This window comes from Thermococcus sp. JCM 11816 (assembly GCF_055396515.1).
In genome coordinates, this window is sequence record NZ_AP043741.1 from 1,954,464 (window position 1) to 1,976,774 (window position 22,311).

Below are 22,311 nucleotides of genomic sequence, written 5' to 3' on the forward strand. Positions count from 1 at the left end.
GGATTTCCAATTTATGGTGAGAATCACTGAAAAGCTGGGCACTCAAAAGGACATTCCATCTTTGATGAAACTTTGCCCAGCAAAGTTTCTGTGGTGCGGGGGCGGGGATTTGAACCCCGGAACCCCTGCGGGAGTGGATCTTGAGTCCACCGCCTTTGACCAGGCTCGGCAACCCCCGCACCCAAAGGCGAATTCACCACCAAAGCGCCGCTCCTAATAAGCGTAACCGCCGTCACGACCTCCTCAACCGTCAAATCCTCAGACAAAGCCACCTCAAGCAAGCTCGCAACCACGCGGCTCACGTTATCCCAGCGCTCCTTGGCCTTCCAGTATATCTCTGGCGGTAGCGTAATGTGCAGACGCGGTGAAAGGCGCCTCGGCTTCCTCCGCTTCCGCGCTCCAGCCTGCTCCCGCTCCCCAGCATAGGAGTGTCCAGACACACCAGACGATTTTACCATGACGAAAACACCCACCAGACTTTATAAATTTTTAGCCTAAAAGCCTTACGAATTGAACAACTTTAACCCGACACCCGTCGTAAAGTACAGAAAAGAACACCAAAAAAGCCCGCTCGTGCCTTCTTTTTGTCCCGGTCCTGCAGCAGCTCGGCAGCAGGACATTCAACCAGGAACGACACATGACGAAAAGAGAGTAAAAACCCACCGCCAGAACAACTCTCAAGTCTTAGACCCCTTCCCAAAACACCTGTACCCAACTAACATTCCCACAGCATACATCGCCAAGAGAAGTACATCTTCATCCCCCGGCCGGTATTTTCCCAACAAATACTTCAACCTCATGAATTCATTACAAGTCAAGGCCTCAGGACCATACCGCCTAAACTTTCGAAGAAGCTCTTCCAACTCCCTACGCTCAGGATCGTTCTCAGGCCTTTCCTCCTTTACAGACCTAACCACATCTTGAATGCTGGATTGAACACTAGAAACCTTTTCCCTTGCAATCCCTCTCGTTCTCTTATTTAAGAATCTCACGGCCTCCTCCTCAAAGGGAGGCGTCAAGAAAAACAACAGAGCACCAGCAACAAGGACTGAAACCCAGAAGTTCCCAGTCAGCATCCACAAAGACGCTCCCACCGCTCCCGAGATGACACCAGGCAATGAGACCATTCCCACAAGTTCAAGAACCCACCACCTCTCTTGCCAATACGAGACTATACCAACCACAATTCATCACCTCGCCAAAATTCATTGAGAATTCTTGGATAAAAGTTTTTCTTAAGAAGCACCAAATAATGAACGGTGCCAAAAATGACGACAATAAACATTGACATCTCCCAAATAGCAAACACAGTTCTCGGCATAATAATCTCCTTCCTGATCATACGGGTTTACCAGCTCGGAGAACGCTCAGCAAGGAACGAAGAGAAAATAAAAGAAAACACCGAACAATTCGACAAAATGAACAAGACAATAGAAAACATAAACAAGAACATCCTCGACCTAAAAGAAAGAATGAGCAAAGTAGAAAAAGGCTTAGACGACCTCCCCACCCTAATCCTCACAACCCTCGAAAAAGAATTGGCAAACCTCGAAAACCGCATCATAAGAGGTGAGCACCATGACTAAACTAACACTCGAAGAAGTCCAAAGAAGAAGAGAACTAACCGAAAAACTCCGAGCAGGAACCATAACCAGAGACGAAGCCATAGAACTCGCACAAATCCTCGAAAAAGAAAAGAAAATCGCCGAAGAACAAAAAGACTTCAACGCACTCCTCGCGATAATCCTCCTCCTCGGCCTACTCTACGCACTCACAAAAGAAAAATAAACCTAACCCTCCACCGGAACAACCTCAAGACTTTGGCCTCATCGCTTCTTCTTGTTGTTTGATCCTGTTTTAGCAGATTTTGGCACTTTTATGACTTCTGTGATCACCAGCCTCACAAAGTCTCCATCTTCTATGTTCAAAAGATCCCGGATATCCTTCGGGATTACAACCCTCCCATTCGCGCTGACCCTTCCAACAATCTCGACGTTGTCCACCTTCGCCACGAGCACCACCTAAGACATTTTGCCATTTTTGACATAAATACCTAACGGTTTTGTATTTTTGACATATATGACATTATGACATCAAAAACAATGACGACATTTTTACCACAAACCTTATTTGCGATGACATTAATGACATTTTTGACAAAAATGTCAAGGTGTCGCCAATGCGCGTTGTCTCGGTGTTTGAGTTGAGGGAGCTTCCCCTTGAGGAAGCCATGAAGAAGCTCAGGGAAGCCGACTGGGTCCTCGACGAGGACAGCCTCTTCTACCCGGCCGACCTGTACAGGGAATTCATCCCCGCCAACAACTGGAGAAATCTCCCGAAACGGGAGAAAACTGCCTCACACCCTAAGAGGCCGCGCAACTACTACAGGAGGGTGAGACCATGAGGCGTGAGGAGGTTCTGGAGTTGATGAAGGACCTACCCCGCCACCTCGGCGATATCGGACTGACCCCCTGCGTTGGCAACAACTACTGGCCTGCTGACGACAGCTACGTGCTAAGGGTACATGCCTCAAAGCTGTACCGGGAGGACCTGGAAAGAATCCTCACATTCGCAAAGGAGCGCAACCTGGAGGTCCTCATCGACATAAGGCACGGACTCCTCGAAATCGAGTTCTACGACACAAAACACGTCGGTGGGGACTGGTGAGGAGGTGAGGGCATGACTGCTGACCTTGAGGAAAAGCTCAGGAAACTCTTGCAATCGCAAAAGGCTGAGCTTGAGGAGTGGCTGAGGGAAGCCAGGGAATTCGTTGCAGACGTGGCTATAGAGGAAGGGAAGTATGGCTACAATGACACTATGTACCCTCCGGAGCTGTTTGAAGACGCCCTCAAGGCGGAGGTGCTTGATGAAGAGATTGAAGATGTGAAAGAGCTGGTCAGGATGATAACGGCCATTCTCGAGGAGGTGAGACCATGAGCAGGCGCGGGAGAAAACCCGTTCTCAAGGCATGGCTTGTGAGAATACACGGGAGAGAAAACCGCGAGATAATAATCCAAGCCAAGACGCGGGAGGAAGCCGAGAGAACGGCTCGCTTCATCGTCAAACAGAGCTTTCCTTTTTCGAGCTACTCTCTCAAAAACCTCGGGAGGGTGAGGGAATGAGCTGGCTGGCGGTTCTCGGCAGGTTCGCGGAGGAGTTTGAGATCAGGCTCGTAGATCTCTCTGAAGTTCAACAGATCGTCATCATGAACAGCCTCTACGGCGGCGGAGAACACATCGAGGTGGATCTTCTCCTCAGGGGTGGGGAGAAGGTTCACGTGAGAGATCTTCCGACCTCTGCCGACATCGAGAAGATCGTCAGGGACCTCAACCTCGAGGTCAGGAGGAGTAAGGCTGGAAAGAGTGATTTAAGCATTCTCGCGGTTGAGGAGACTGGAGTGAGGCGCTTCAGCTTCTCAGAGCTTGAACAGCTCAGGAACTTTCCAGAAGAAACAGGGGTGAGAGCATGACCCGCGCCGTTCTCTATTTTGATGTTTCCCAGCTCTCGGAATTCTCCAAGGCTCTCCAGAGAATCGAGGAGCTTAGAATCATCGTCCCCGTTGAAGTCGAGAAAATCACTACAATCGAGGACGACATCGCGGTCATCCTCAACGTCCCCGAGGACTCCATCGAGCTTGTCAAAAATGCTCTCCCAGGTGCGGTGGTGGTAGCATGACGGAGTGGGTTGTCATCAGATACAAGTTCAACGAAATAACAAAGTGCTGGGAGTACGACGGAGTGACAATCCTCGGTTCTGATGAGCTACTTTTAGAGTATCTCCGCTCGCAGGCTGGTAGCGTACTACATTACAGATACGAAATCACGACCATGCTCCGGCCAGAAAGGAGGGATGCTGAATGACCAACGACGGCGACAGGAGGAACCTCATCACGACCAGCAGAGAGATCAGGAAAGTAAGGAGGCAGACCATAAGCGCCATCTTCAACCAGCTTCAGGGATTCAGCGCACACGAAGAGTTCTCCGACCTCGTCCAGGAGGCCAAGGAGAAGTACGGCATCACCAGGATCGGCGTCTTCGACGTGGACATGATCATCTGGGACTTCAAGAACGCCATGCCGATAGCGCTACTCGAAGTCAAAAACCGCCACCAGCTCCAGGAGAGCGACGGCTACGCCATCTTCGATGAGCCTCAATACACCTTCCTCGAGGACCTCGGGAACTACCTCGGCGTCCCCGTCTTCTACGTGGTCAAGACGCGGGTGAAGTGGCTCGTCTGGAAGGTCGAGAGAGGCCTCGCCGTGAGGAGAAAGCTCGCCGACGGGAGGAAGATAGTTCTCCTTCCACTGGACAAGGCCGAACGCTACAACCACGGCGAGATGGTTCACAGGTTTCTGAAGAGGCTGATGGAGAGGTGAGAGAATGGACGACATCAAAAAGGTAGGCCTCGGCCTCTTGCTCGGGATTCTGATAGAGAAATATGCTCCAGGAGCCGTTGAGGCCACAGGAAAGGCCGTCAAAACTACTATCCTAACTCCAATAAAGGTGATAGAGAGATGCCTAGAGGAACTGTGAATCACTCCTCAGCTCGCTTCTCCCTCACAACCCCGCCGCTGATAAGCCCGCCAAGGATGCTGAACAGGTACCCAGCTATAGTGCCAAGAAGAAACGAAACACCCTCGTTACTCAGAACCTTCTCATTACCAAGGTACAGAACCCCACTAATCAGAGTTATCGCAAGAATTGATAAAGTGATAACCGTCCTGCTCCAGTATCGGTACTTCTCCAGCTCAAGCTCCTTTCGGGAGGTAATATCTTTCTCCCTAACATCAAAATACCTGTCCCCAAGCCGCTCAACAGCCTTTATCGCCTTATTCAAAGTCTCCAGTAACTCCCTATCAACGGCCTTTAGAGACTCCTTGGGAGTCTCAGGTATCTCAAAATCAACCTTATCCTCGGCCATTCTACCACCCGACACCCTTTCGGTTTTTGCGGACTTAACCCTTTCGGAGGTGATAGGGTATGGACTGGGTGTTCTTCCTCTTCGGCTTCATGCTCGGGAGCATGATAGGGATCTCCTTCGGGATCCTGCTCAGGGACGAGATGAAGAGGTCCTGACCATGCTTTCTTTTCTTTGCAAAAATCTTTCAAAATCATGCGGGAGGGAGAGAGAATGAGTGAGAGAGAGGGTGAGATGTTAACAAAAGTTACAGACGTTACAGGCGAGATTTCGGAAAATAAAGACAATTCTGGCGTTACAAATGAGATGTATCGGAATGTAACTGAGGTAACCGAAAAGTATCGGAATGTAATCGAGTTTCTAAACCTAATCCAGAAAGCGTTTAATCTACAAAGAACTGTTGAAGCCCTACCCTATTATGTTCTCTGGACCAATGGGAGACTCAGCTTAACAAAGTTGAAGGAGATAATGGAAGAATACAACAGCCATTTACCTAAGCCATATACTCACAGTTCCTTAAAAGTAGCTTTATCCGTTCTTCGCCGTGATAAGACCAACGTCCTCGAGGTGAAGGACAAGGAGCTCGGCATTACCTACTATGAGCTGAAGCCTGAGGCAGTGGAGGAGATTCTGAATGTTCTTCAGGTTGAGGCTAAGCTCAGGGAGCTGGAGGAGGCCAAGGCTAAGGATCATGAGGACTTAGTGAATCTCGCTCGTGAGTTCTTTAGGGAGTTTTACAGGGATAGGATCGCGGAGGCTTTGACGGGTTCGAGGGATCGGTTTATTGTTGTGGACTGGATGGAGCTTAATGCTGTCCTGCCTCAGCTGGCGGAGGCCGTTGTCGAGCGTCCTGTTGTTGCCATCAAGGCCTTCAATGATGCCTTGAGGCGGTTCATTGAGGAGGACCTGATGGTCGAGGTCAGGGGTGAGTGGTCGGTTCACTTCACGAATCTTAGGGATAAGCTGAAGCCTGATGATGTTAGGGCGGAGCATGTTGGGAAGCTGGTTGAGATCAAGGGCCTCGTTACTGGGGTGAGCAATGTTCGGTCGTTTTACAGGAAGGCGGTGTTCGTGTGTTTGGACTGTGGCGCGAGGATGGCGAGGCTGCAGCAGCCTTTGAAGCCTCTGGTGAGGCCAAAGAGGTGTGAGGCCTGTGGTTCGAGGAACGTTGAACTGCTCGAGGAGGAGAGTGATAAGCTGGACTTCCAGTTCTTCAAGGTGCAGGATTCGCCTGAGGATTTGAGTGGTGGTGAGCCGTCGGAGAGGCTGGCTTACGTGATTGGTCCTCAGGCTGGGATTCTGAAGGGTGGTATGAGGGTGAGGTTGAGCGCTATTGTTCGGGAGCGTGTTTACAAGAAGGATGATCTTCCGGTCTATGAGCGGGTTCTGGAGGTGAATCATGTGGAGGTTCTAGACAAGGCCATGTCGGTTGAGGAGCTGAGTGAGGAGGACCTGAGGAGGGTCAGGGAGCTGGCGAGGGTGCATGGGGATAAGCTGCCTTTTGTGGTGGCTTCTTCGATTGCGCCGAATCTCTACGGCCTGGAGAGGGAGAAGTTGGGTGCGGCTGTGTCTATTGTTGGTGGCGTCCCGACTCAGGCGAAGCCGAGGGGTCATATTCACCTCTTGCTCGTTGGTGATCCTGGGTGTGGTAAGACTGAGCTGTTGAGGGCCGTGGAGAGGGTTGCGCCTAAGGCGATCTTTACCTCTGGTCCCGGGTCGAGTGGTGTTGGCCTTACGGCGACGGTTAAGAGGAACGAGGTCAGTAAGGGGGACTGGATGATCGTTGGCGGTGCGCTGGTCCTGGCGAGCGGGGGAGTATGTCTTATTGATGAGCTGGAGAAGATGAAGGAGGATGAGCGGAAGGCTTTACACACGGCCATGGAGCAGCAGCTTATCCCGATCAATAAGGCTGGGGTCAATGTGGTCCTCAAGATTGACACGACGATCATGGCAACTGCTAACCCGAAGGGTGGGAAGTTTGACAGGGATAAGACTGTCATCGAGCAGATTGACTTTCCGCCGACGCTTCTCAATCGCTTTGACCTGGCTTTTGTCGTCCTGGACGATTACCAGGAGGGGGATGATGTCCTGGACTATGTGATGGAGGTGAACGATGCTGGAGCAGCGGGACCTATACCTGAGGACCTGTTGAGGAAGTTCTTTGTTTACGCGAGGAGTTTGAGGCCGAGGTTCTCGGAGGAGGCTAAGGAGGCCATTAAGGCTGGCTTCAAGGAGTTAAGGAAGAAGTATAAGAGTGGGAAAATCGCGCTGAATCTGCGTTATTTCAATGGCCTTATGAGGATCGCGGAGGCCTTTGCTAAGCTGAGGTTGAGTGAGACGGTGGAGCCTGTTGATGTTGAGAGAGCGGTGAACCTCTTTGAGTCTTCGATCAGGATGATTGCGTATGATCCTGAGACGGATCAGTATGACTTGGCCATCCTCGAGGTTGGGGTGCCGAGTGATGTGCTGGACCTTCAGGAGAGGGTGATTGGTTTTCTGAGGGAAGCCTCTTCTTGGTTCCCGAATGGGGTTCCTTGGGGGACTGTGGTGGATGCTATGGTGGAGAAGGGTTATCCAAAGGAGAAGGTGGTGCAGGTCCTACGGGATCTTATGACTCATGGGAGAGTTGCGGAGGTTGAGGCTAATAGATTGAAGTTGGTGGGGTGATCTCCCGTTTCGGGAGATTTCTCCATTTTTCTGGTTCAGTGTTTAAATCACCAGGGTGAAAATTGGTGATTGAGGGTGATTCACCCAGGATCCCGGGTGAAAAAGGGTGAATCCCCTCGAAATCCCCCGGTGAAATTGGGGGATTCTGGTGGTGAGACCGGTGGGTGATGGCGAGAGGAAGTACTACATCTGTTTGAGGTGCGGCCATAGGTTCTGGAGCAGGGCTAAGAAGCCTCAGTGCTCGGTTTGCAAGTCTAAGAGGGTCATGCTTTACGAGGACTTTCTGAAGCTTCCTGAAGAGGAGAAGCAGAAGCTTCTTGGAGGCTTTAAGGTTCAGCAGGTACATGGGGATGAGCAGGGAGAAAGGGTGAAATCGGGGGATTCTCAGGGTGATTCTAAGGTGGTTTCGGGGGATGTTGAGGGGAATCCCTCAGAATCCCCGGGTGAAAGTGGGGGAGATAGGGTGAAAATGGGTGAATCCCCCGAAATCACCAAGAATCCCCAGGTGAAAAAGGGTGATTCACCCAAAATCCCCCGGGTGAACTCGGGGGATAAGAAGGGGGAGAAGGTGAAGGGTGAAAGGGTGAAGCGGTTTTCTCTGCCGAGGCCTAAGCTGTCGTGGAAGGTTTACGCTATTGGCATTGGCCTGGCTTTTTCGTACTATCTCTATAAGGTTGGCTGGTTCGATGCGTTGTTTGATCACCTGAAGAGGCTCGGCGCGTTAAAGGACGCCAAGGAGGATGAGGAGGACAAGCCGGTCGTCCGGTCGAGTCCTGTTCTGGGTAAGATTGAGGAGAACCTGAGGAGGGGGTAATGCAAGTGGCCAGAGAAGACCTTTTCACTAAGGCGTGGAAGATGAGCAGTGGATTTCTGGCAATAGATGGTGGTAGGAGGGTCGTGGTTTCAAATGATCCCTCTGAGAGGATTGTGGGAGCTGCCGAGGTTATAATTGGGATTATCCTGTACAAAATAGTTGAGTGAGGAGGGGTTGAGGGTGTTTGATAAGGCGAAACTTGCCATGGCGATGGCAAACCCTGTTACTGCAGTGAAAGTGAAGAGGCTCAGTGATTGGGTTGATTCCCTGGTGGAAGCGTTGGATGAGACTGACGTTGAACCGCCGGAGAGCGAGGACTTTCAGGATGCCGTCATGACTCTCCTCAGCAAGGCGAAGGTGAAACACCTGGAGGACCGGAATTCCCTGGTGATTGAGCTGGGTAAGAAGAGGAAGCTTAGGCTTGTTGCGAGCTTTAAGGTGATTGGTGATGAGTGATTTGCGGGTGATTGTAACGATTTCTGAGACAGGGGACTGTGTGTTTGAAGTCATTGGACAGGCTGAGGCTACGTTACGGCAGATTGGGTTGGCGGTTCTTTACCTTGAGAAAGCTAAGCGGTATCTCCTCGACCTTGAGGAGGCCATTGAACCTGATATGAAAATGGTCATTAAGGGTGAGGGTGATGAGTGAGGAAGCCGTTGCTCAAGAGGTCGTCCTGGACGAGAAGGACATTACCTCTCTCGTCGAGGATGTTGATAAGGACCTCGAGGAGGTTGAGGAGCTACTGAATGAGGGGGAGGCCGAGGTTGAAGAGGTTGCCGGGACTTCAGGCTTAATGACTGAGGAGGAGTTCAACGCGAGGATTGATGAGTTCCAGGAGAAGGATCACAGTCTCACAATCTTTGCCAATTTTTACGTGAAGAACCTTGAGAGGAAGGCGAGGGAGCAGGGGTTGGATGTGGACTTTTCCCTGTGGTGGGACGTTGGCCGGCCGAGCTTCAATGCTGGCCTCTGGTACATGGAGAAGGTCGAGGGTCAGAGTCTCCAGGTGAGCGGGAAGTTTGGCCTTCTAGTCGGTGCTGGGAGTTTGCTTCTCCTGACGTGGATGTATAGGAGTGCTTTGAAGAAGAAGGGTAAAGAGAAGGCCGATAAGGGTCCGGCTGCTGGGGGTGAGAAGAGGACGGGTGAGCCTGAGAAGCCGGTTAAGACTGAGGCCGAGGCCTTGAGGGAGAAGGCGAAGCCGAAGGAGCCTGAGCCTCCTAAAAGCGAGCTTTTGAATAAGATTCAGAAGAACCTTGGTTCTTGATTTCTCTTTTTGGAGGTGGGATCGTGGCGATTCTGGACGTGGATATTCCGCCGTGGAGCATTGATTTAATCTATGGGAACACGGGGAGCGGGAAGAGCTTTTTCGCTGGGTGGCTTATTGAGCAGGCTTATGAGAGGGGTCGAAGGTTCATCGTGCTGGATACGAAGGTTAAGAACCACATCGGTCTGGTTACCCTTCCTGGGGTTAAGCTGCTCAAGGTAAAGGTGGGTGCGAGGTACAACTGGAAAAAGCTCATTGATTTTGATCAGGTCCTCGTGGTCCCTACGAGGGGGACTATCAGCAGGATTGGCGTGGACGGCCTTGTGGAGCAGTACTATAAGCCTCTTCTGGATGAGCTGTTCAGGCGGGATCGAGATAGGATTATTGTGGTGGAGGAGGCTCATAGGTATAATCCGTCCTCGAGGAGGCCGGGGAAGGAGTTGGAGCAGTTGTTTAGGGAGGGTCGTGATGGGAGGCTCTACACGGTGGCGATTACTCAGTCGATAGCGGATTTTCCAAAGCTCCTCTTTCGTCAGGCGCAGCGGCATTTTATCTTCCAGCACTACGTTCCGAATGACATCATCTACCTCAACAGAATGATTCCAGGGTTTTCTGAGTTGAACGATCAGTTGAGAAAGCACGATTTGGTAGAGTTTGTTCCGCCGGATAAGGTGAGGGTGATCAAGCGTGAATTGGTCATCAGGAGGACGAGGCACTACGGGTGATGCCATGGCGAGGGAGTACCTGTTTGATGACTGGCTTTCGGTGTTCCATGCTCTCCTTGGCTTTGCTTCGGCGTTCCTTTTGGCATGGAGCTTAGTAGTTTTGGTTATGTTCACTCCTGTATGAGATCAGTGAATCGGAGAAACCGGCTGCTACTCTAGGGGACGTGGTCGAGTTCCTGGTCGGCTACATTTATGGGTTGGCTGTCGTGGTCTGGCTGGCGTTAGGGTTTTATGTCTAAACATCGATAAGTGGGTGGTGAGACCGGTGGGGGTTTACCTTGACCAAGAGGCGAGGGAGATTGTGTTGAGGGTTCGTGAGAGGCTGGCGAGAGAGCTTGGCGTTTCTCCACGGGACGTGTCGGTGAGCATGGTGATCAAGCACCTCTATCACAGGAGCTATAAGCTGGAGAAAACGGTTTAATCGAACTGTTTTTCCCGTTTCGGGAGATTTCTCCATTTTTTTGGTTCAGTGCTTAAAAGTCATTGAGCCTTATTCTCTGTCGAGGCCGTTAGGCCTCAAAAGTGCGAGAGGTGGTAGGTATGGAGGATTGGAAGAAGATAATGAGTGTGGACTTTGCCATGAACGTTCTGGGTGTTATAATCGGCCTGATAGTTTACAACAAGTTCCTGAAGGGGAAGTTCTGAAGGCGTGGTAGTGAAATCAGGGAGGTGTGAACCGTGTATAAGGTGAAAGAAACCCTTGATGACGTTCTTAACCTGACGGTTAAGAGCGTTGATATTCCCCGCAACGGGGTTATTGACAGCATAGCGCTTCTTACAAAGCTTACGCTTTCCAACAGCGGAGCTTCTGACACTAACGTTACTATGGAGGACGTACTTAAGGCGATTAATGAAATAAGAGTTGTTAGCAACGGTAATGTTGTTCACTACGCACTTAAGGGAACTGACATCGGTTACCTGAACATTTACGACACTCACGGGAAGGCGCTTAGCCTCAACGATACGGTTAGCGTTCCGGCTGGTGGGACTCAGGATGTCCAGTTCCTCATGGTTCTCGATGCTGGGAAGATTCACGCACTCATAAAAGACCAGCTTCAGATTAAGGCCGAGTGGAACACCAGCGTAGCCACTAACGTTAGCCTTAGCGATGCAGAGGTTAAGATAACTCTCGATAAGGAGGTTTATGAGAGCGGGAGTGAATACGTCGCCGTCTATTCGGCGGGTGATTACGGCGAGATATTCATCGAAGAGCCGAAAGTTTACGCTATCGAGAAGGCGTTTAACCAGCTCGGAGAGCTTACGGAAGTCTTTGAGCTTCCGGTTGGTTCAGTCCTTAAGCGTGCGCTTATGGTCTTCTACGACGACACCGGAGCGAGAGCTGACATCGTAGATAAGTACGCACTCGTTAGGACTAGGCCGGCTAGGATTCAGCTTTACAAGATTGACTACAACACCAGCCGTGAGCTGGACAAGGTACAGTATAAGCTTTCCAGCGTCCCGACCGGTATGACTATGTTCGATTACGACCGTGAGGTCGTCATCGGTGGACTCGACCTCCGTGAGGAGAGTTCGGGAACTTTCAAGATTGCGCTTAAGACCACTAGCGCCGGAAAGCTGAGGTACATTAGTCACGAAATAGTTCCGCAGGTCATAAGCCTTTAAATCAGAGGCTTAAATCAGTCTTTCTTTTCTCTCTATTCTCTGAGAACTTAACGAGGTGGGTAAAATGGTTCAGGTCGTAACTTTTGATATTGGAGGCGGCCACAAAGCCGTTTATACGGTTAAAGATGGTCGGGAGTTTGAAGAGGTTAGGAATCGCCTTCTCAAGAAGTACGGGAAAGCGGACATAAAGCCACCGGACGTGAACGATGTTCTAAGGAAGTATGGCCTCTCTGAGGATGAATTAAAGAGGCTCGTTTCTGAGTCCAAATCCCAGCCGGAGCTTATAATGAAGTTGAGGAAAAAGCTAACAGGTTCTACAAAGTACGACCCAAAATTCCACGACGTTGAGGTTCTTGCTACAAAGATGTTCGAGGCTAAGGAGTTCAAGGGAGCGCCTTTCGAGGGTGATATTCAGAGACAGCTTGAGAGCCTTAAAAGGAGCCTTGTCGTGCGGAATGAAAAAGGCTGGGTTGTCGAGAATGGACAGTTAAAGCCAAAGCTTGAGATGAATACTGGGATTAAGACCGTCCCAGCGCCAAAACCACCTGAAAAGCCACCCGAACAGGTTGTTAAGACCACTATCGCCGAACCAAAGAGGGGTATTAACAAGGGTCTTTTGGTTCTCGGCCTTTTGGTCGGCGCTGGGGTTCTCTATTACTTCACGAGGAAGAGGTGAGGGGAATGGCAGTTCCAGCGGTCGTGATGGTAAAGAACAGGGATAACATCGGGTCGATTCTTCAGATAGTCCTTTACTTCCTCGCATTCATTATGATAATCTACACCCTCTATAAGATGTTCGGGATGTTCAAGGACTGGGGACAGAAGATTGAGGATAAGCTAAAGAAAGTTGGTGAAACTCTAAACCCTTCTGATTTCCCCGAAAAGGCGAAAGAGAACGTAGAGGCTACTAAAACCATTATTGAGGGGGTTTTAAAGGGTAAGGTTGGTTCTCCCGAGTACAATGAGGCTATGAACATATTACACTATGGTGGGGATGAGTGGACGCCGGGGACTGCACCGCCGGTGAACCCGAATAATCCAGTTCTGAGGAAGTATGGCCAGCCGGTAAAACCGGGGGAGTCTAAGACTTTTCACGGCGGGTACTACATTGAGACGGTCGTAAACAACATGGTGAAAGACCCTTGGGGAGGTTATGCAACGAGGGAAGACGCTTTAGCGCATAAGTATGGTTTCGGGAATTATGCGAACTTTAACGCTTGGCTTGAGGGTGTTAAGGCCGCTTTAAGAGCTGAAGGGAAAGACCCGAACGCTATGACTCTCGACCAGTTAGTAGCTTACGGTCGTGAGCTGGAGAAGAAAAAGAGGGAATGGGAAAAGCAGAACCCGGATAAGGCGACCCCAACGCTGGACGTTTGGAATCCGGACGTTCCGGACTACCTGAAACAGCATGAAGCCGACGACGACATTTACAGGAAGGCTAACGACTGGATAGCAGGCGGGTTTACTGAGATCATACCAAAGCCGAAACCACCTGAGAAACATATTCTCCCGGTGAATCCGAGAAGGACTATTTTTGCGAGGTGAGGGTAATGAAGCTGGATAAGGACACGATAGTTCAGGCGCTTATCCTTTTTGTGTTGTGGGTCGCTTTTCAAATCCAGTTCAAAAAGTGGCTAGACAGGGTGAGGTGAGATGCTGGAGTATGAGATTCTCAGCGCTGGGGTTACGGCGTTGTTTACTGCTATTTCAACAGCTTACGTAACCTCTAAAGTCAATCAGAAGCAGTTGAGCATTATTTCAAAGAAGTTAGACGAGATGGAGAAGCGTCTTTACAATCACGAAAATAGGCTTTCGAGAATCGAGGGGAAGCTTAACGGGAGTGTGAGGATATGACGGCGAAATATAAGTATCTGGGAAGGCGTGTTAAGGACAGGGGACAGAAGGGGTTAGACAGCGCACGGGAGTTTTACGACATTATCAAGGCCATTCTACGTGATTACAAGGCGGGGAGGATTACGGGGAAGACGGCACGGGGAAGGTTGCTTTTACTGTACAGGCTTTCGTTTAAGAAGAACAATTCAAAGATTCGCCATTTGTCTAATTCAACGCTTCAGAGGATTAGAAGGAGGATAAAGAAAGCTATGGAGGAAGTTAAGGGGTGATAAAAGATGGTGTTTGCCAAGCCTGGAATTATCAGGCTCGACCCGAGAGAAAAGTACGGTTTTGACCCAGAGTGGGTGGATGAGCAGTTAATGAGATATATGAGGTACAAACCGGGAATCCCGCCGGGTGGAAAGTTCCCAGTTAGGCCTTTGCCTATGCCAAAGTTCCCAATTAGGGACGTTAAACCGGTTAAACCACAGCCAAAGCCACCGGTGAGGGAGCTTAAGCCGGTGGGGATGCCAAAGCAGAGCATACAGAAAAAGCCGGTAGAGATACCACTACCAAAACCAAAACAGGGACAGGACAGCGGACAGGTCAGAGGTGTGAACCTCATTGACTTTGAGATGACTGCACTTCCGGGAGCTGGAGGGGGAGCGAAAAAGACCGAACATGAAACAAAAAGAGTTGGCGGGTATAAGCTGATTGTCCCCAAAAAGCCTGAAGAGAAGGAGATCAAGAGGATCGAGAACGCTACGAAAACACAGCCGGACACGGACGGACTTCTGAAGTTCGTTAGGATGGTGGGAATTCTAGCGGTCGTTATCGTCCTAATCGGGTTGTTCATAGGGGGGAGGAAGAAATGACGGGAGAAGTCCGAGTTAATGCGTATTTTGAACCCGCCGATAATATACCGATTGAACTCACAGCCGACGAGCCTTCAAAGGAATGGGATTTTGGAACACCGGTTAGGCTTTGCGCTATTACGGTTTCACACGGAAATGATGACTATGTTATCGTTAGACTCTACCGTTTCGGTGATACTAAACCGTTCTGGGAGCATAAGTTTATGCCGGGATTGAACGGACAGGTGTTTATTCAACCGATTCCAAAAGAGCCGGTTAGGAAGATTGTTGTCGAGGTTGAACCAAAGCAGGGGATAACTATCACTGACACGGTGTTAGTAAACATTAGTTACATTTGAACTGGTGAGGCTTATGAGCCTATTAATAAAGGGTGCAGGAGCTACGGGGTCTTTAGCAATTAAAGTTCCAGCAGTTGTGAGGTTACTTGGGGATGGAAGGCCAGCCTTAGGCGTCATTTATCTCTACACGGAAGACGTTTTTGGCGATGGGATTACGGTGAACTTTGACAAATGGAAAAAGCTAAATGAAAAGGCTTATCTAACGAAAGCGGATGGAACACCACTTTATTATTACATCGAAGGCGATGAAACACTAACGACCATTTACGTTTATCCGCTCGAAAGCGAGGAAGAGGACATTATATTGGTGCTTAACGACATCAAAGGCGCTGGGATGAGAAACAATTATTACGACGTTGAGGTTCTTGATAAAAGAAGTCCGTTTACAGACTTTAAGGGGTTTTATGGGGTCGGTGTGGCTACTATCCCATTATACACGGTTACGCTAAAGGGGTACTGGGGACAGGGAATACTCACCGTCCCACTCTACGAGCTGAAAGAGGTTCAAGAATCGTGGGGAGCTGGAATAACCACAGTCCCATTATATACGAGTTCGCCGGGATTAACGGCGTGGGGTGGTTCAATTGTTGTTGGCTGAACCTAAACAATACTCATACGTGAGAGTCCACCCGAACCCTGATTTAGGGACTCCTCAAGTGAGCGCATACGGGGAGAACATCCTAACAATCCCCTTATATGAGGTAACCCCAAATTTAGGATACGGGACGAGTATAAAGACTGTCCCCTTATTCACTCTAACCCCTATGCTCGGATATGGTATAGGGGTTAGGACTGTTCCGCTTTGGGTTGAATCTTTCGTTTTAGGGTACGGATTAAAAATAAAAATGTGAGGTGATGGAAAATGGCGACGTATAACCAGAATATAGCGTATGTTGAATTCTACGGGGAGGATACGACCCAGACCGTCCAAAAGGCGAGGTGGAAGGCCGACTTTTATGGAAAGGGAACGGCGACCATCTACGCAACAGCAGAGATAACTAATCAGGGGACTAACGGGTTCACTTTCGATGACGGAACGACCAGCTACGACTTTACTATAACCTATGGACAGACTACGACGGTGAATAAGTATCTAAAGCCGGCCAGCAGGATAAACGAGACCTCAAAAGATAATATCGTTATTGAAGTCCGCTATTACAAGGACAGCGCAAGAACCCAGCTTATAGGAACTGATACGTTCAACATTCAGGCGAACTGGTACATTCAGAACGCTGATTATACGTGGACAAGCTCGACTTATACCAACGAAGCGGACATAGTTTACGAGAAGTGGGACACGGCAATTAGCAACTTAGGAACTGGCATACGAGGGAAGTATGACCTTTTAGGAGATTATGGCAGGGTTACGTTCACTCTCTTTGATTATATGCAATACTCCTCAACTTATTATTACTCTGGAAAAACTACTAACACAATCCTGCGGACAGAAGGAATATACTTGCAAGGGACGGCTTCCTACTCTACATCAATTTCGAGATTTGATGCGCCTGCGGGGAAGATAGTTGTGTATATGTTCCATCACAATGGATATTCGACTGATTATGCGGGATACTCCCCAGCGGGTAGTTCGAGCTTTACAACAGTACTCAAAGTTCCCACTTCGAATACGTCCCCTTACAAAGTTGTCTTGCCTGTTGATGATACGCCAGCAGGCCATAAAATGTACACTGCCAACACCTTCCCAGTATATACATATCTCGAAAATATTTACGTATTCAACCCGCTTCCGTGATTCTTTCTTTTTTTGCAATATAATCCACGCTATATCCAAATTTCGGTGGTTGTCTTATGGCGTCGAGAGTTAATCTTAAGAGCAAGAAGACAAAGGTAAGGATGGTGGGAAAAGTGGCCACAAGCATTAGGTTTAGATTCCTCTCGGGTGAGGAGGTTGCAACTGATCTCATCACTCTAATAGCGAATAAAATTCATGAAAAGCCTGAAGATGTAGCGTGGTTTATCGAGGTCAAAGCAGTAATGGATAAACTTGGAACCGGCGAGTTCTCTAAGAATGCAAAACCAGAACCCTTAAAAACTTCAAAGAGCGTTCGAGAGCTGATGGATGAAGTTAGGAAGTCATACAAGAAGTTTAAGCGGATTGAAGCCAAAATGAAAAAGGCCGGACTGGTGTAGTCCATGCCGAGGGGTAAAATCAGGACAGTATTTGATACGTCTATTTTGGTGAGTGCTCTTAAATCCAGATCCCCCTCAAAGAGTCCAGCCTGGTTCTGTCTCACGTGCCTTAAGGAAAAGTTCCTTGAGAACTACGTTTCCAGTGAGATTATTGAAGAAATGAAGTTTACCCTTGCCATCATTGCCATAGAAGTGGCTTCAAAAACGAACCGAAAAGGCGTCTTAGCTCTTGCTGACGAGCTTATAGAACTTATACAGCGGAATTCTAAGAAGATCGTGCCTAAGGTGGACTTCTTACGGGATCAGTCGGTTATCAGGATTATTAAGGATGAGTCGGATATTAAGTTCCTCAATGTTGTTTACTCTGCAAAGGCGAAGTTTCTCCTCACCCAGAACACCGGCCACTTTGGAAATTTTGTTGTATCGGGAGGTAAGACGGGTAAGGCAAAGATACGGCAACATTACTTCAATGTTATGACTGCAAGGGAATTCCAGAGTTATTTAAGCTCAGCATACCCAAAGATCGCAGAGAAATGCAAGAAAAAGAGAAAGAAGAGTTAGTTGGGGAAAATATGCCTATCACAGTTCCAAAATCCCCAGCTCTTCTTTTAATCTGTCCACCATGTAGTAGTAGATCCTCACCGCATTCCTGACGTTCCAGCGGTAATTCCTGCCTCCAACCGTCTTTGGTGCTCTTCCCTGGAGGAATTCTATCAAGTGAAAAGCATCGGCCGGCGGGTTTGGAACCGTGCTCATTACGTTGTCGTTCATGAAGTTCTGCCAGAACTTCCTCAACAAGGCGAGGTCCTTCACCTTTGTATAATCCCTGAAAAGCTTGTGTTTGTCGGAATTATCGGCCGTCAGTTTATAGCCTGTGCTAGCGAACCACTCTAGCTCTGGAATTAGCTCCACAGGGAACACCGCCACGTATCCCCTCTTAGTTCCATGCCTTCTGGTCGGAAGTTTGACCCTCTCCATGTCGTAAACTGCTATCTTCTTCCTCCACTCCTCGGGTAGGCCAAAGGCTTTGAAGGTCTCTTCGACAACCCTTGGATCAAACTGGTTCATCAGCTCTCTAACCTCATCACCGCGGAGGCCTGTAAAGGCGAGAAGCTTGAGGTAGAGTTTTCGTGCTCTCAGAATCGTCTCATTCTTCCCCTTTAACTGGCTGAACATCTCCCTGATGTCTTCGGAGGTTATCACCTTGGCCGACTCGGCTCTTGCGTTGGTCTTGATGTTCGGGATGACTGCCTTGAAGTCAATAGCCTCGCTCTTTCTGATTCTTCCTGTATCTACAAGGAAGTTTATGTAGCTCCTTATTGCGAGGTAGGCGTGCCGGTTGGGATTGCCTTTCTTTGTTGGTGGTATTGACTCAATTATTCTCCTCAGCTCTTCAGGAGTGTTAGCTTTCTTTCCCCAAAGGTATTTGTCCAGTAGAGGGATATACTTTTTAGCCATGCTCGGCGTGCGCCTCTTCACCCATTCAGCGTACTTCTGTCTATCACGACCATAGTGGATCTTGGCCGTTGAGTCCACCAAAGCCTTTGTAAAAATGTTATCGGTGTTCGGCTCTTCTTTGTTGTCATTCTGACTGGAGAGGCCTTCATTTGGCGAAAGAAGAGCATCTTGAGTCCACCGCCTTTGACCAGGCTCGGCAACCCCCGCTCCGTCTTACTCTTCTCCGATGGGATTTAAAAATTTTGGGGAAAAGATTATAAGGATGTAAAGGAAGCTTTACGTAAAGAAAACTTTACATCGGTGATGTGGATGAAGGTTCGCTACTGGCTTGGCTGGGGAGTGATATTCGCCATTGTTCTCGAACTGTTCATTGCGGCCTCTAACCGGGGCAGTGTGGCTCTGGGTGTTGGAAGCATCTTCATTGGTGTGCTAATTGCCACGGCCTACGAACGCTACCTCGAAAGAATCGGAGAAGTAATCGTTGATGAGAGAATAGAACGCATTAGTGAGAAGAGCTACGCCCTGACCATGCGTGTCCTCGGCTTTACAATAGCCCTCACCTTCGTCTCAACGAGTATCATCTCCCAGCGCGACCCATTCTGGAAGAGTGCCTCCATCGTCAGCGGCCTCTTCATGTTCGTCTACGCCCTCTTCCCGCTCTTCGCGAGGGCGCACTACGAGGAGGTGATGTGATGCTGAAGTACGAAGAGCTGCTCGTGGTTTTAGTAACCGGTATTGTGATCGGCTTGGCCTATTCCGTGAAGTCCGGGAAGGGCTTGCTTGCGGTTGGGATATTCCTCCTAGGCATCCTGCTGACCTACGCCCTTAACTGGTACTACAATTCCCGTGTGGAGAGGATAGAGGACGAGAGAACTGAGATGATAAACGCCAGGAGCACGAGGAACGCCTACGCCCTGATGAGCGCCCTCCTCTTTGCCGAATACCTCTGGGAGTACAGCAACGGGAACACTGGAACAGCAACTATGCTCCTCATCCCCCTGGTCGTGGGTGCATTCGTGCTCCTTGTCTCCCAGCACTGGTACGAACGGGTGATGTGAGTGAAGAACCGCCTCCGCGAGCTGAGGGAGGAAAGGGGCCTGACCCAGGAGGAGCTCGCAAAGGCCCTCGGCGTCACGAGACAAACGATAATCGCCATTGAAAAGGGAAAGTACGACCCATCCCTCAAGCTCGCCTTTAAGATAGCAAGGTTTTTTGGGCTCAATATTGAGGACATATTCATTTACGAAGGTGATTAGAATGAATGTCAGCGAGAAACTGGCTGGAGGGGTGCTCTACGCCCTTGGTTTGGCTCTTTCGGTTATTCGACCTCCAATTGACAGGGCCGCCTGCACGGTGCTCCCCAGTGGAGAGGCTTGCACGACGATCAATCCTTTCTTTTTCGCACTCTACATAGGGCTTGTGATGTTTGGGTCTCTCCTGATTGCTCTCGGCCACTCCTTCAAAAATGCCCGCACACGGAACGGCTGGCTTGGAGTCTCAAGCGGGCTCGGCATCGCCATAATCGGAGGTTTTTCGGGACTGAATGAGGTTGTCATATTCGGCGCTTTGCTCGCGACTCTTGGTCTGCTCCTTTACAAACTGGGGGGATCCAAATGAAGGCAGTCCTCGTTGAGGGCCTTGAAAAGGACTACGGAAAGGTCAAGGCCCTGAAGGGGATAAGCTTTGAGATTATGGAAGGCGAAATATTTGGACTCATAGGCCCAAACGGCGCTGGGAAGAGCACCACGCTCAAGATACTTGCCACACTTCTCCGCCCCACCGGTGGAAAAGCAGAAGTCTTTGGCCACGACGTCGTTGAGGAAGCGGAGGAAGTGAGGGCGCTGATAAGCTACCTGCCCGAGGAGGCGGGAGCCTACAAGAACCTGACCGGACTTGAGTACCTCCGCTTTATGGCGAGGCTCTACGCGAAGGACGAGAAGAAAGCGGAAGAGATGGTCAAGCGTGGAGTCCAGATAGCAGGCCTCGGAGACAGACTCAGGGACAAGGTCTCGACGTACTCCAAGGGAATGACGAGGAAGCTTCTCCTCGCGAGAGCGCTCATGGTCATGCCGAAGTTGGCCATCCTCGACGAGCCAGCGAGCGGCCTAGACATAGTCAACGCCTACACGATAAGGAAGACGATAAAGAGCTTCGCCAGGGAGAAAGGCGTTACTTTCCTTGTTTCCAGCCACAACATGCTTGAAGTCGAGTTCCTCTGCGACAGAGTCGCCCTGATAAACGAGGGAAGGATAGTCGAGTCAGGAACTCCAGCCGAGCTGAAGGAGAAGTACGACGCCGAGAACCTCGAGGAGGTCTTCATGAGGGCAGTTGGCGTCGAGATTCCAGAGCCAGTTGGAGGTGAAGGTTCATGAGCGACTTCTGGGTGCTGGCTAAGAAGGAGATAATGAACCTCATCAGGGACAAGAAGCTCCTCTTCGGCCTAATCATTGTCCCCCTCGTGCTTTATCCTGCTCTAGGAAAAATGATGCAGGTTGGGATGGAGCAGGCTCAGAAGGAAACCCACGTCGCGATAGCCAACTTCGACGACGGAAAGTACGGCGAGCTCTTGATACGGGCCCTCAACGTTACTCCAAACGTGACGGTCACCGTTATAAGCGCGTCCTCGCCTGAAGAAGCCCTCGAAAAAGCCTCGGCCATGGAACAAAACGTCCTTGTCGTTATCCCACACAACTTCAGCACGGCGATAGAAAACAACCAGAAGGCTGAGGTGGAGATATACGGCATATTCAACACCATCGGAACGGGAATCAGGGAGAGCGTCAGCGAGGCGAGGATAAAGGTTGTCCTTGACGTGCTTTCAGAAGAGCTTGCAAAGATAAAAATAAAGAACGCGGGCTTTGAGAACCCAGATGCCGTTCTGAAGCCCATTGAAGCCGTCAGCAGGTCGGTTATTCGCGGCAGGGTGGTGGACGTTTCACCCTCACTCGTTTCGTCCGTCCTCGCCTCCCAGTCCACCAGCCTTCCACTCATAGTGTTCCTGATGGTCACAATAACCGCCCAGATGTCGGCTGGAGCGGTGGCGGCCGAGAAGGAGAACAAAACCTTGGAGACCCTGCTGACCCTTCCTGTGAAGAGAACAACGATAGTGGCGTCGAAGATAACTGGGACGGCGGTTATGGGCCTCATCGCGGCTTTAGCTTACATGGTCGGTTTGAGGAGCTATCTCGGAACCTTCCAGACCGAGACGGGGATAAGCCTAAGTGACCTTGGCCTTGGGGTTACTCCCGAGGGGATGCTACTATTCGCTCTCGTGGTGTTCCTAACGATAGTCTTCGCGCTCTCTCTAGCTATGCTACTAGCTGTTTACGCTGAGGACGTTCAGAGCGCCAACACGGTTGTAAGTTCGGTTATCCTGCCGCTGGCCTTTCCGGCCTTCCTGCTGATGTTCGTTGACCTCTCCCAGCTTCCGGTCTTTGCCCGCTACGGCCTGCTGGCGATTCCGTTCACCCACCCGATAGCGGCCTACAGGTACGCCATAACCGGCGAGTACGCCCCAATGCTATTCAGCGTCGCTTACCTTGCCGTGGTGGCGCTCGTCACCCTCTACCTGACGGCGAGGGTCTTCTCAAGCGAAAAGGTTCTGACGGCGAAGATAAGCTGGGGGGAGAAGAGGAGGTAATCCCT

At 50.0% G+C, this 22,311-nt stretch carries 40 protein-coding genes and 1 tRNA gene; 36 read left to right on the forward strand and 5 right to left on the reverse strand.

The window, feature by feature from the left end:
* Positions 1 to 91: 91 nt before the first annotated feature.
* Positions 92 to 179 (reverse strand) — tRNA-Leu (locus tag ACZ5TN_RS10860).
* 498 nt (positions 180 to 677) lie between these two features.
* Complete coding sequence (locus ACZ5TN_RS10865; RefSeq protein WP_011250326.1) at positions 678 to 1,184, reverse strand: hypothetical protein; 507 nt, start codon at positions 1,182 to 1,184, stop codon at positions 678 to 680.
* Between the two features lie 75 nt (positions 1,185 to 1,259).
* Here ACZ5TN_RS10865 and ACZ5TN_RS10870 point away from each other — a divergent pair, with 75 nt between their 5' ends.
* Together ACZ5TN_RS10870 and ACZ5TN_RS10875 are read left to right on the forward strand one after the other, a co-directional pair.
* Positions 1,260 to 1,586 carry a hypothetical protein gene (locus ACZ5TN_RS10870; RefSeq protein ID WP_011250325.1) on the forward strand — a complete coding sequence of 109 codons (327 nt, stop codon included), beginning with the start codon at positions 1,260 to 1,262 and terminating at the stop codon, positions 1,584 to 1,586.
* A complete protein-coding gene (locus ACZ5TN_RS10875; RefSeq protein ID WP_011250324.1) occupies positions 1,579 to 1,788 on the forward strand; it encodes a hypothetical protein in 210 nt (69 codons plus the stop codon). Before ACZ5TN_RS10870 ends, ACZ5TN_RS10875 begins: the two co-directional genes overlap by 8 nt.
* A 38-nt stretch (positions 1,789 to 1,826) precedes the next feature.
* Here the strand turns inward: ACZ5TN_RS10875 and ACZ5TN_RS10880 are convergent, their stop codons facing one another.
* Positions 1,827 to 2,018 carry an AbrB/MazE/SpoVT family DNA-binding domain-containing protein gene (locus ACZ5TN_RS10880; protein ID WP_198407735.1) on the reverse strand — a complete coding sequence of 64 codons (192 nt, stop codon included), beginning with the start codon at positions 2,016 to 2,018 and terminating at the stop codon, positions 1,827 to 1,829.
* Positions 2,019 to 2,179: 161 nt separating this feature from the next.
* On the opposite strand from ACZ5TN_RS10880, the gene ACZ5TN_RS10885 reads away from it, so the two are divergent.
* The 9 genes from ACZ5TN_RS10885 to ACZ5TN_RS10925 are packed head-to-tail and all read left to right on the forward strand — an operon-like array spanning position 2,180 to position 4,532.
* The gene (locus ACZ5TN_RS10885) at positions 2,180 to 2,404 is read left to right on the forward strand and encodes a hypothetical protein (protein WP_464916719.1); all 225 of its coding nucleotides are present in this window, start codon (positions 2,180 to 2,182) and stop codon (positions 2,402 to 2,404) included.
* On the forward strand, positions 2,401 to 2,667 hold the full coding sequence (locus tag ACZ5TN_RS10890) for a hypothetical protein (protein ID WP_464916720.1): 267 nt from the start codon (positions 2,401 to 2,403) through the stop codon (positions 2,665 to 2,667). Before ACZ5TN_RS10885 ends, ACZ5TN_RS10890 begins: the two co-directional genes overlap by 4 nt.
* 12 nt (positions 2,668 to 2,679) lie before the next feature.
* Complete coding sequence (locus ACZ5TN_RS10895; RefSeq protein ID WP_011250320.1) at positions 2,680 to 2,937, forward strand: hypothetical protein; 258 nt, start codon at positions 2,680 to 2,682, stop codon at positions 2,935 to 2,937.
* On the forward strand, positions 2,934 to 3,122 hold the full coding sequence (locus tag ACZ5TN_RS10900; RefSeq protein WP_011250319.1) for a hypothetical protein: 189 nt from the start codon (positions 2,934 to 2,936) through the stop codon (positions 3,120 to 3,122). The genes ACZ5TN_RS10895 and ACZ5TN_RS10900 overlap by 4 nt, the downstream gene beginning before the upstream one ends.
* Positions 3,119 to 3,469, forward strand: a complete 351-nt coding sequence (locus tag ACZ5TN_RS10905) for a hypothetical protein (RefSeq protein WP_011250318.1) — start codon at positions 3,119 to 3,121, stop codon at positions 3,467 to 3,469. Before ACZ5TN_RS10900 ends, ACZ5TN_RS10905 begins: the two co-directional genes overlap by 4 nt.
* Positions 3,466 to 3,675 (forward strand): hypothetical protein, encoded by a 210-nt coding sequence (locus ACZ5TN_RS10910; protein ID WP_464916721.1) that lies wholly within the window; start codon positions 3,466 to 3,468, stop codon positions 3,673 to 3,675. Before ACZ5TN_RS10905 ends, ACZ5TN_RS10910 begins: the two co-directional genes overlap by 4 nt.
* Positions 3,672 to 3,860: a hypothetical protein gene (locus tag ACZ5TN_RS10915; protein WP_054839922.1), complete on the forward strand. Its 189-nt coding sequence runs from the start codon at positions 3,672 to 3,674 to the stop codon at positions 3,858 to 3,860. Before ACZ5TN_RS10910 ends, ACZ5TN_RS10915 begins: the two co-directional genes overlap by 4 nt.
* Positions 3,857 to 4,375, forward strand: coding sequence for a hypothetical protein (locus ACZ5TN_RS10920; RefSeq protein WP_011250315.1), 519 nt, complete (start codon positions 3,857 to 3,859; stop codon positions 4,373 to 4,375). Before ACZ5TN_RS10915 ends, ACZ5TN_RS10920 begins: the two co-directional genes overlap by 4 nt.
* A gap of 4 nt (positions 4,376 to 4,379) precedes the next feature.
* Positions 4,380 to 4,532: a hypothetical protein gene (locus tag ACZ5TN_RS10925; RefSeq protein WP_011250314.1), complete on the forward strand. Its 153-nt coding sequence runs from the start codon at positions 4,380 to 4,382 to the stop codon at positions 4,530 to 4,532.
* Position 4,533: 1 nt separating this feature from the next.
* On the opposite strand, the gene ACZ5TN_RS10930 is transcribed toward ACZ5TN_RS10925, so the two are convergent.
* Positions 4,534 to 4,920: a hypothetical protein gene (locus ACZ5TN_RS10930; RefSeq protein ID WP_464916722.1), complete on the reverse strand. Its 387-nt coding sequence runs from the start codon at positions 4,918 to 4,920 to the stop codon at positions 4,534 to 4,536.
* 210 nt (positions 4,921 to 5,130) lie between these two features.
* Between ACZ5TN_RS10930 and ACZ5TN_RS10935 the strand changes: the two genes are divergently transcribed.
* From ACZ5TN_RS10935 to ACZ5TN_RS11025, 19 genes are all read left to right on the forward strand, one after another.
* Positions 5,131 to 7,584: an AAA family ATPase gene (locus ACZ5TN_RS10935; protein ID WP_464916723.1), complete on the forward strand. Its 2,454-nt coding sequence runs from the start codon at positions 5,131 to 5,133 to the stop codon at positions 7,582 to 7,584.
* A 160-nt stretch (positions 7,585 to 7,744) separates the two neighbouring features.
* On the forward strand, positions 7,745 to 8,398 hold the full coding sequence (locus ACZ5TN_RS10940; RefSeq protein ID WP_464916724.1) for a hypothetical protein: 654 nt from the start codon (positions 7,745 to 7,747) through the stop codon (positions 8,396 to 8,398).
* Between the two features lie 5 nt (positions 8,399 to 8,403).
* Positions 8,404 to 8,565, forward strand: coding sequence for a hypothetical protein (locus tag ACZ5TN_RS10945; protein WP_464916725.1), 162 nt, complete (start codon positions 8,404 to 8,406; stop codon positions 8,563 to 8,565).
* 13 nt (positions 8,566 to 8,578) lie between these two features.
* Positions 8,579 to 8,854, forward strand: a complete 276-nt coding sequence (locus tag ACZ5TN_RS10950; RefSeq protein ID WP_011250310.1) for a hypothetical protein — start codon at positions 8,579 to 8,581, stop codon at positions 8,852 to 8,854.
* A complete protein-coding gene (locus tag ACZ5TN_RS10955) occupies positions 8,847 to 9,047 on the forward strand; it encodes a hypothetical protein (protein WP_011250309.1) in 201 nt (66 codons plus the stop codon). The genes ACZ5TN_RS10950 and ACZ5TN_RS10955 overlap by 8 nt, the downstream gene beginning before the upstream one ends.
* Entirely contained in the window at positions 9,040 to 9,663 is a 624-nt protein-coding gene (locus ACZ5TN_RS10960; RefSeq protein WP_011250308.1) for a hypothetical protein, read from the forward strand. The genes ACZ5TN_RS10955 and ACZ5TN_RS10960 overlap by 8 nt, the downstream gene beginning before the upstream one ends.
* A 23-nt stretch (positions 9,664 to 9,686) precedes the next feature.
* Positions 9,687 to 10,388 (forward strand): helicase HerA domain-containing protein, encoded by a 702-nt coding sequence (locus tag ACZ5TN_RS10965; RefSeq protein WP_011250307.1) that lies wholly within the window; start codon positions 9,687 to 9,689, stop codon positions 10,386 to 10,388.
* Between the two features lie 256 nt (positions 10,389 to 10,644).
* Positions 10,645 to 10,809: a hypothetical protein gene (locus ACZ5TN_RS10970; RefSeq protein WP_011250305.1), complete on the forward strand. Its 165-nt coding sequence runs from the start codon at positions 10,645 to 10,647 to the stop codon at positions 10,807 to 10,809.
* Positions 10,810 to 11,066: 257 nt separating this feature from the next.
* The gene (locus ACZ5TN_RS10975) at positions 11,067 to 12,011 is read left to right on the forward strand and encodes a hypothetical protein (protein WP_011250304.1); all 945 of its coding nucleotides are present in this window, start codon (positions 11,067 to 11,069) and stop codon (positions 12,009 to 12,011) included.
* Positions 12,012 to 12,075: 64 nt separating this feature from the next.
* A complete protein-coding gene (locus tag ACZ5TN_RS10980; protein WP_054839936.1) occupies positions 12,076 to 12,687 on the forward strand; it encodes a hypothetical protein in 612 nt (203 codons plus the stop codon).
* A 5-nt stretch (positions 12,688 to 12,692) separates the two neighbouring features.
* Positions 12,693 to 13,556, forward strand: a complete 864-nt coding sequence (locus tag ACZ5TN_RS10985; RefSeq protein ID WP_464916726.1) for a hypothetical protein — start codon at positions 12,693 to 12,695, stop codon at positions 13,554 to 13,556.
* Between the two features lie 108 nt (positions 13,557 to 13,664).
* The gene (locus ACZ5TN_RS10990) at positions 13,665 to 13,865 is read left to right on the forward strand and encodes a hypothetical protein (RefSeq protein WP_011250301.1); all 201 of its coding nucleotides are present in this window, start codon (positions 13,665 to 13,667) and stop codon (positions 13,863 to 13,865) included.
* Positions 13,862 to 14,134, forward strand: coding sequence for a hypothetical protein (locus ACZ5TN_RS10995; protein ID WP_011250300.1), 273 nt, complete (start codon positions 13,862 to 13,864; stop codon positions 14,132 to 14,134). The genes ACZ5TN_RS10990 and ACZ5TN_RS10995 overlap by 4 nt, the downstream gene beginning before the upstream one ends.
* 6 nt (positions 14,135 to 14,140) lie before the next feature.
* Positions 14,141 to 14,719 carry a hypothetical protein gene (locus ACZ5TN_RS11000; protein ID WP_464916727.1) on the forward strand — a complete coding sequence of 193 codons (579 nt, stop codon included), beginning with the start codon at positions 14,141 to 14,143 and terminating at the stop codon, positions 14,717 to 14,719.
* A complete protein-coding gene (locus ACZ5TN_RS11005) occupies positions 14,716 to 15,057 on the forward strand; it encodes a hypothetical protein (RefSeq protein WP_464916728.1) in 342 nt (113 codons plus the stop codon). Before ACZ5TN_RS11000 ends, ACZ5TN_RS11005 begins: the two co-directional genes overlap by 4 nt.
* Before the next feature lie 4 nt (positions 15,058 to 15,061).
* A complete protein-coding gene (locus tag ACZ5TN_RS11010) occupies positions 15,062 to 15,655 on the forward strand; it encodes a hypothetical protein (RefSeq protein ID WP_464916729.1) in 594 nt (197 codons plus the stop codon).
* 264 nt (positions 15,656 to 15,919) lie between these two features.
* Positions 15,920 to 16,810: a hypothetical protein gene (locus ACZ5TN_RS11015; protein WP_464916730.1), complete on the forward strand. Its 891-nt coding sequence runs from the start codon at positions 15,920 to 15,922 to the stop codon at positions 16,808 to 16,810.
* A 104-nt stretch (positions 16,811 to 16,914) separates the two neighbouring features.
* Positions 16,915 to 17,208, forward strand: a complete 294-nt coding sequence (locus ACZ5TN_RS11020; protein ID WP_143598694.1) for a hypothetical protein — start codon at positions 16,915 to 16,917, stop codon at positions 17,206 to 17,208.
* Between the two features lie 3 nt (positions 17,209 to 17,211).
* A complete protein-coding gene (locus ACZ5TN_RS11025) occupies positions 17,212 to 17,769 on the forward strand; it encodes a putative toxin-antitoxin system toxin component, PIN family (RefSeq protein ID WP_464916731.1) in 558 nt (185 codons plus the stop codon).
* A gap of 18 nt (positions 17,770 to 17,787) precedes the next feature.
* On the opposite strand, the gene ACZ5TN_RS11030 is transcribed toward ACZ5TN_RS11025, so the two are convergent.
* Entirely contained in the window at positions 17,788 to 18,744 is a 957-nt protein-coding gene (locus ACZ5TN_RS11030) for an integrase (protein WP_464916732.1), read from the reverse strand.
* 225 nt (positions 18,745 to 18,969) lie between these two features.
* Between ACZ5TN_RS11030 and ACZ5TN_RS11035 the strand changes: the two genes are divergently transcribed.
* From ACZ5TN_RS11035 to ACZ5TN_RS11060, 6 genes are read left to right on the forward strand one after another with little or no spacing between them, the layout of a single operon-like run.
* Positions 18,970 to 19,359: a DUF2178 domain-containing protein gene (locus tag ACZ5TN_RS11035; protein WP_367884412.1), complete on the forward strand. Its 390-nt coding sequence runs from the start codon at positions 18,970 to 18,972 to the stop codon at positions 19,357 to 19,359.
* The gene (locus tag ACZ5TN_RS11040) at positions 19,359 to 19,724 is read left to right on the forward strand and encodes a DUF2178 domain-containing protein (RefSeq protein ID WP_464916733.1); all 366 of its coding nucleotides are present in this window, start codon (positions 19,359 to 19,361) and stop codon (positions 19,722 to 19,724) included. Before ACZ5TN_RS11035 ends, ACZ5TN_RS11040 begins: the two co-directional genes overlap by 1 nt.
* Positions 19,725 to 19,922: a helix-turn-helix transcriptional regulator gene (locus tag ACZ5TN_RS11045; protein ID WP_011250290.1), complete on the forward strand. Its 198-nt coding sequence runs from the start codon at positions 19,725 to 19,727 to the stop codon at positions 19,920 to 19,922. It abuts the gene before it with no gap.
* A 1-nt stretch (position 19,923) separates the two neighbouring features.
* Complete coding sequence (locus ACZ5TN_RS11050; RefSeq protein ID WP_464916734.1) at positions 19,924 to 20,283, forward strand: hypothetical protein; 360 nt, start codon at positions 19,924 to 19,926, stop codon at positions 20,281 to 20,283.
* Positions 20,280 to 21,038: an ABC transporter ATP-binding protein gene (locus ACZ5TN_RS11055; RefSeq protein ID WP_464916735.1), complete on the forward strand. Its 759-nt coding sequence runs from the start codon at positions 20,280 to 20,282 to the stop codon at positions 21,036 to 21,038. Before ACZ5TN_RS11050 ends, ACZ5TN_RS11055 begins: the two co-directional genes overlap by 4 nt.
* Positions 21,035 to 22,306 (forward strand): ABC transporter permease, encoded by a 1,272-nt coding sequence (locus tag ACZ5TN_RS11060; protein ID WP_464916736.1) that lies wholly within the window; start codon positions 21,035 to 21,037, stop codon positions 22,304 to 22,306. Before ACZ5TN_RS11055 ends, ACZ5TN_RS11060 begins: the two co-directional genes overlap by 4 nt.
* Positions 22,307 to 22,311: the final 5 nt, after the last annotated feature.

Bases quoted from the DNA above. Each gene is read 5' to 3' on its own strand.
- ACZ5TN_RS10980 (WP_054839936.1), top strand. From the start codon at position 12,076: ATGGTTCAGGTCGTAACTTTTGATATTGGAGGCGGCCACAAAGCCGTT.
- ACZ5TN_RS11025 (WP_464916731.1), top strand. From the start codon at position 17,212: ATGCCGAGGGGTAAAATCAGGACAGTATTTGATACGTCTATTTTGGTG.
- ACZ5TN_RS11060 (WP_464916736.1), top strand. From the start codon at position 21,035: ATGAGCGACTTCTGGGTGCTGGCTAAGAAGGAGATAATGAACCTCATC.
- ACZ5TN_RS10925 (WP_011250314.1), top strand. From the start codon at position 4,380: ATGGACGACATCAAAAAGGTAGGCCTCGGCCTCTTGCTCGGGATTCTG.
- ACZ5TN_RS10995 (WP_011250300.1), top strand. From the start codon at position 13,862: ATGACGGCGAAATATAAGTATCTGGGAAGGCGTGTTAAGGACAGGGGA.
- ACZ5TN_RS11040 (WP_464916733.1), top strand. From the start codon at position 19,359: ATGCTGAAGTACGAAGAGCTGCTCGTGGTTTTAGTAACCGGTATTGTG.
- ACZ5TN_RS10920 (WP_011250315.1), top strand. From the start codon at position 3,857: ATGACCAACGACGGCGACAGGAGGAACCTCATCACGACCAGCAGAGAG.
- ACZ5TN_RS11035 (WP_367884412.1), top strand. From the start codon at position 18,970: ATGTGGATGAAGGTTCGCTACTGGCTTGGCTGGGGAGTGATATTCGCC.
- ACZ5TN_RS10930 (WP_464916722.1), bottom strand. From the start codon at position 4,920: ATGGCCGAGGATAAGGTTGATTTTGAGATACCTGAGACTCCCAAGGAG.
- ACZ5TN_RS11015 (WP_464916730.1), top strand. From the start codon at position 15,920: ATGGCGACGTATAACCAGAATATAGCGTATGTTGAATTCTACGGGGAG.
- ACZ5TN_RS11005 (WP_464916728.1), top strand. From the start codon at position 14,716: ATGACGGGAGAAGTCCGAGTTAATGCGTATTTTGAACCCGCCGATAAT.
- ACZ5TN_RS10905 (WP_011250318.1), top strand. From the start codon at position 3,119: ATGAGCTGGCTGGCGGTTCTCGGCAGGTTCGCGGAGGAGTTTGAGATC.
- ACZ5TN_RS10955 (WP_011250309.1), top strand. From the start codon at position 8,847: ATGAGTGATTTGCGGGTGATTGTAACGATTTCTGAGACAGGGGACTGT.
- ACZ5TN_RS10885 (WP_464916719.1), top strand. From the start codon at position 2,180: ATGCGCGTTGTCTCGGTGTTTGAGTTGAGGGAGCTTCCCCTTGAGGAA.
- ACZ5TN_RS11055 (WP_464916735.1), top strand. From the start codon at position 20,280: ATGAAGGCAGTCCTCGTTGAGGGCCTTGAAAAGGACTACGGAAAGGTC.
- ACZ5TN_RS10890 (WP_464916720.1), top strand. From the start codon at position 2,401: ATGAGGCGTGAGGAGGTTCTGGAGTTGATGAAGGACCTACCCCGCCAC.
- ACZ5TN_RS10985 (WP_464916726.1), top strand. From the start codon at position 12,693: ATGGCAGTTCCAGCGGTCGTGATGGTAAAGAACAGGGATAACATCGGG.
- ACZ5TN_RS10910 (WP_464916721.1), top strand. From the start codon at position 3,466: ATGACCCGCGCCGTTCTCTATTTTGATGTTTCCCAGCTCTCGGAATTC.
- ACZ5TN_RS10895 (WP_011250320.1), top strand. From the start codon at position 2,680: ATGACTGCTGACCTTGAGGAAAAGCTCAGGAAACTCTTGCAATCGCAA.
- ACZ5TN_RS10960 (WP_011250308.1), top strand. From the start codon at position 9,040: ATGAGTGAGGAAGCCGTTGCTCAAGAGGTCGTCCTGGACGAGAAGGAC.
- ACZ5TN_RS10915 (WP_054839922.1), top strand. From the start codon at position 3,672: ATGACGGAGTGGGTTGTCATCAGATACAAGTTCAACGAAATAACAAAG.
- ACZ5TN_RS10900 (WP_011250319.1), top strand. From the start codon at position 2,934: ATGAGCAGGCGCGGGAGAAAACCCGTTCTCAAGGCATGGCTTGTGAGA.
- ACZ5TN_RS10935 (WP_464916723.1), top strand. From the start codon at position 5,131: ATGAGTGAGAGAGAGGGTGAGATGTTAACAAAAGTTACAGACGTTACA.
- ACZ5TN_RS10990 (WP_011250301.1), top strand. From the start codon at position 13,665: ATGCTGGAGTATGAGATTCTCAGCGCTGGGGTTACGGCGTTGTTTACT.
- ACZ5TN_RS11050 (WP_464916734.1), top strand. From the start codon at position 19,924: ATGAATGTCAGCGAGAAACTGGCTGGAGGGGTGCTCTACGCCCTTGGT.
- ACZ5TN_RS11000 (WP_464916727.1), top strand. From the start codon at position 14,141: ATGGTGTTTGCCAAGCCTGGAATTATCAGGCTCGACCCGAGAGAAAAG.
- ACZ5TN_RS10875 (WP_011250324.1), top strand. From the start codon at position 1,579: ATGACTAAACTAACACTCGAAGAAGTCCAAAGAAGAAGAGAACTAACC.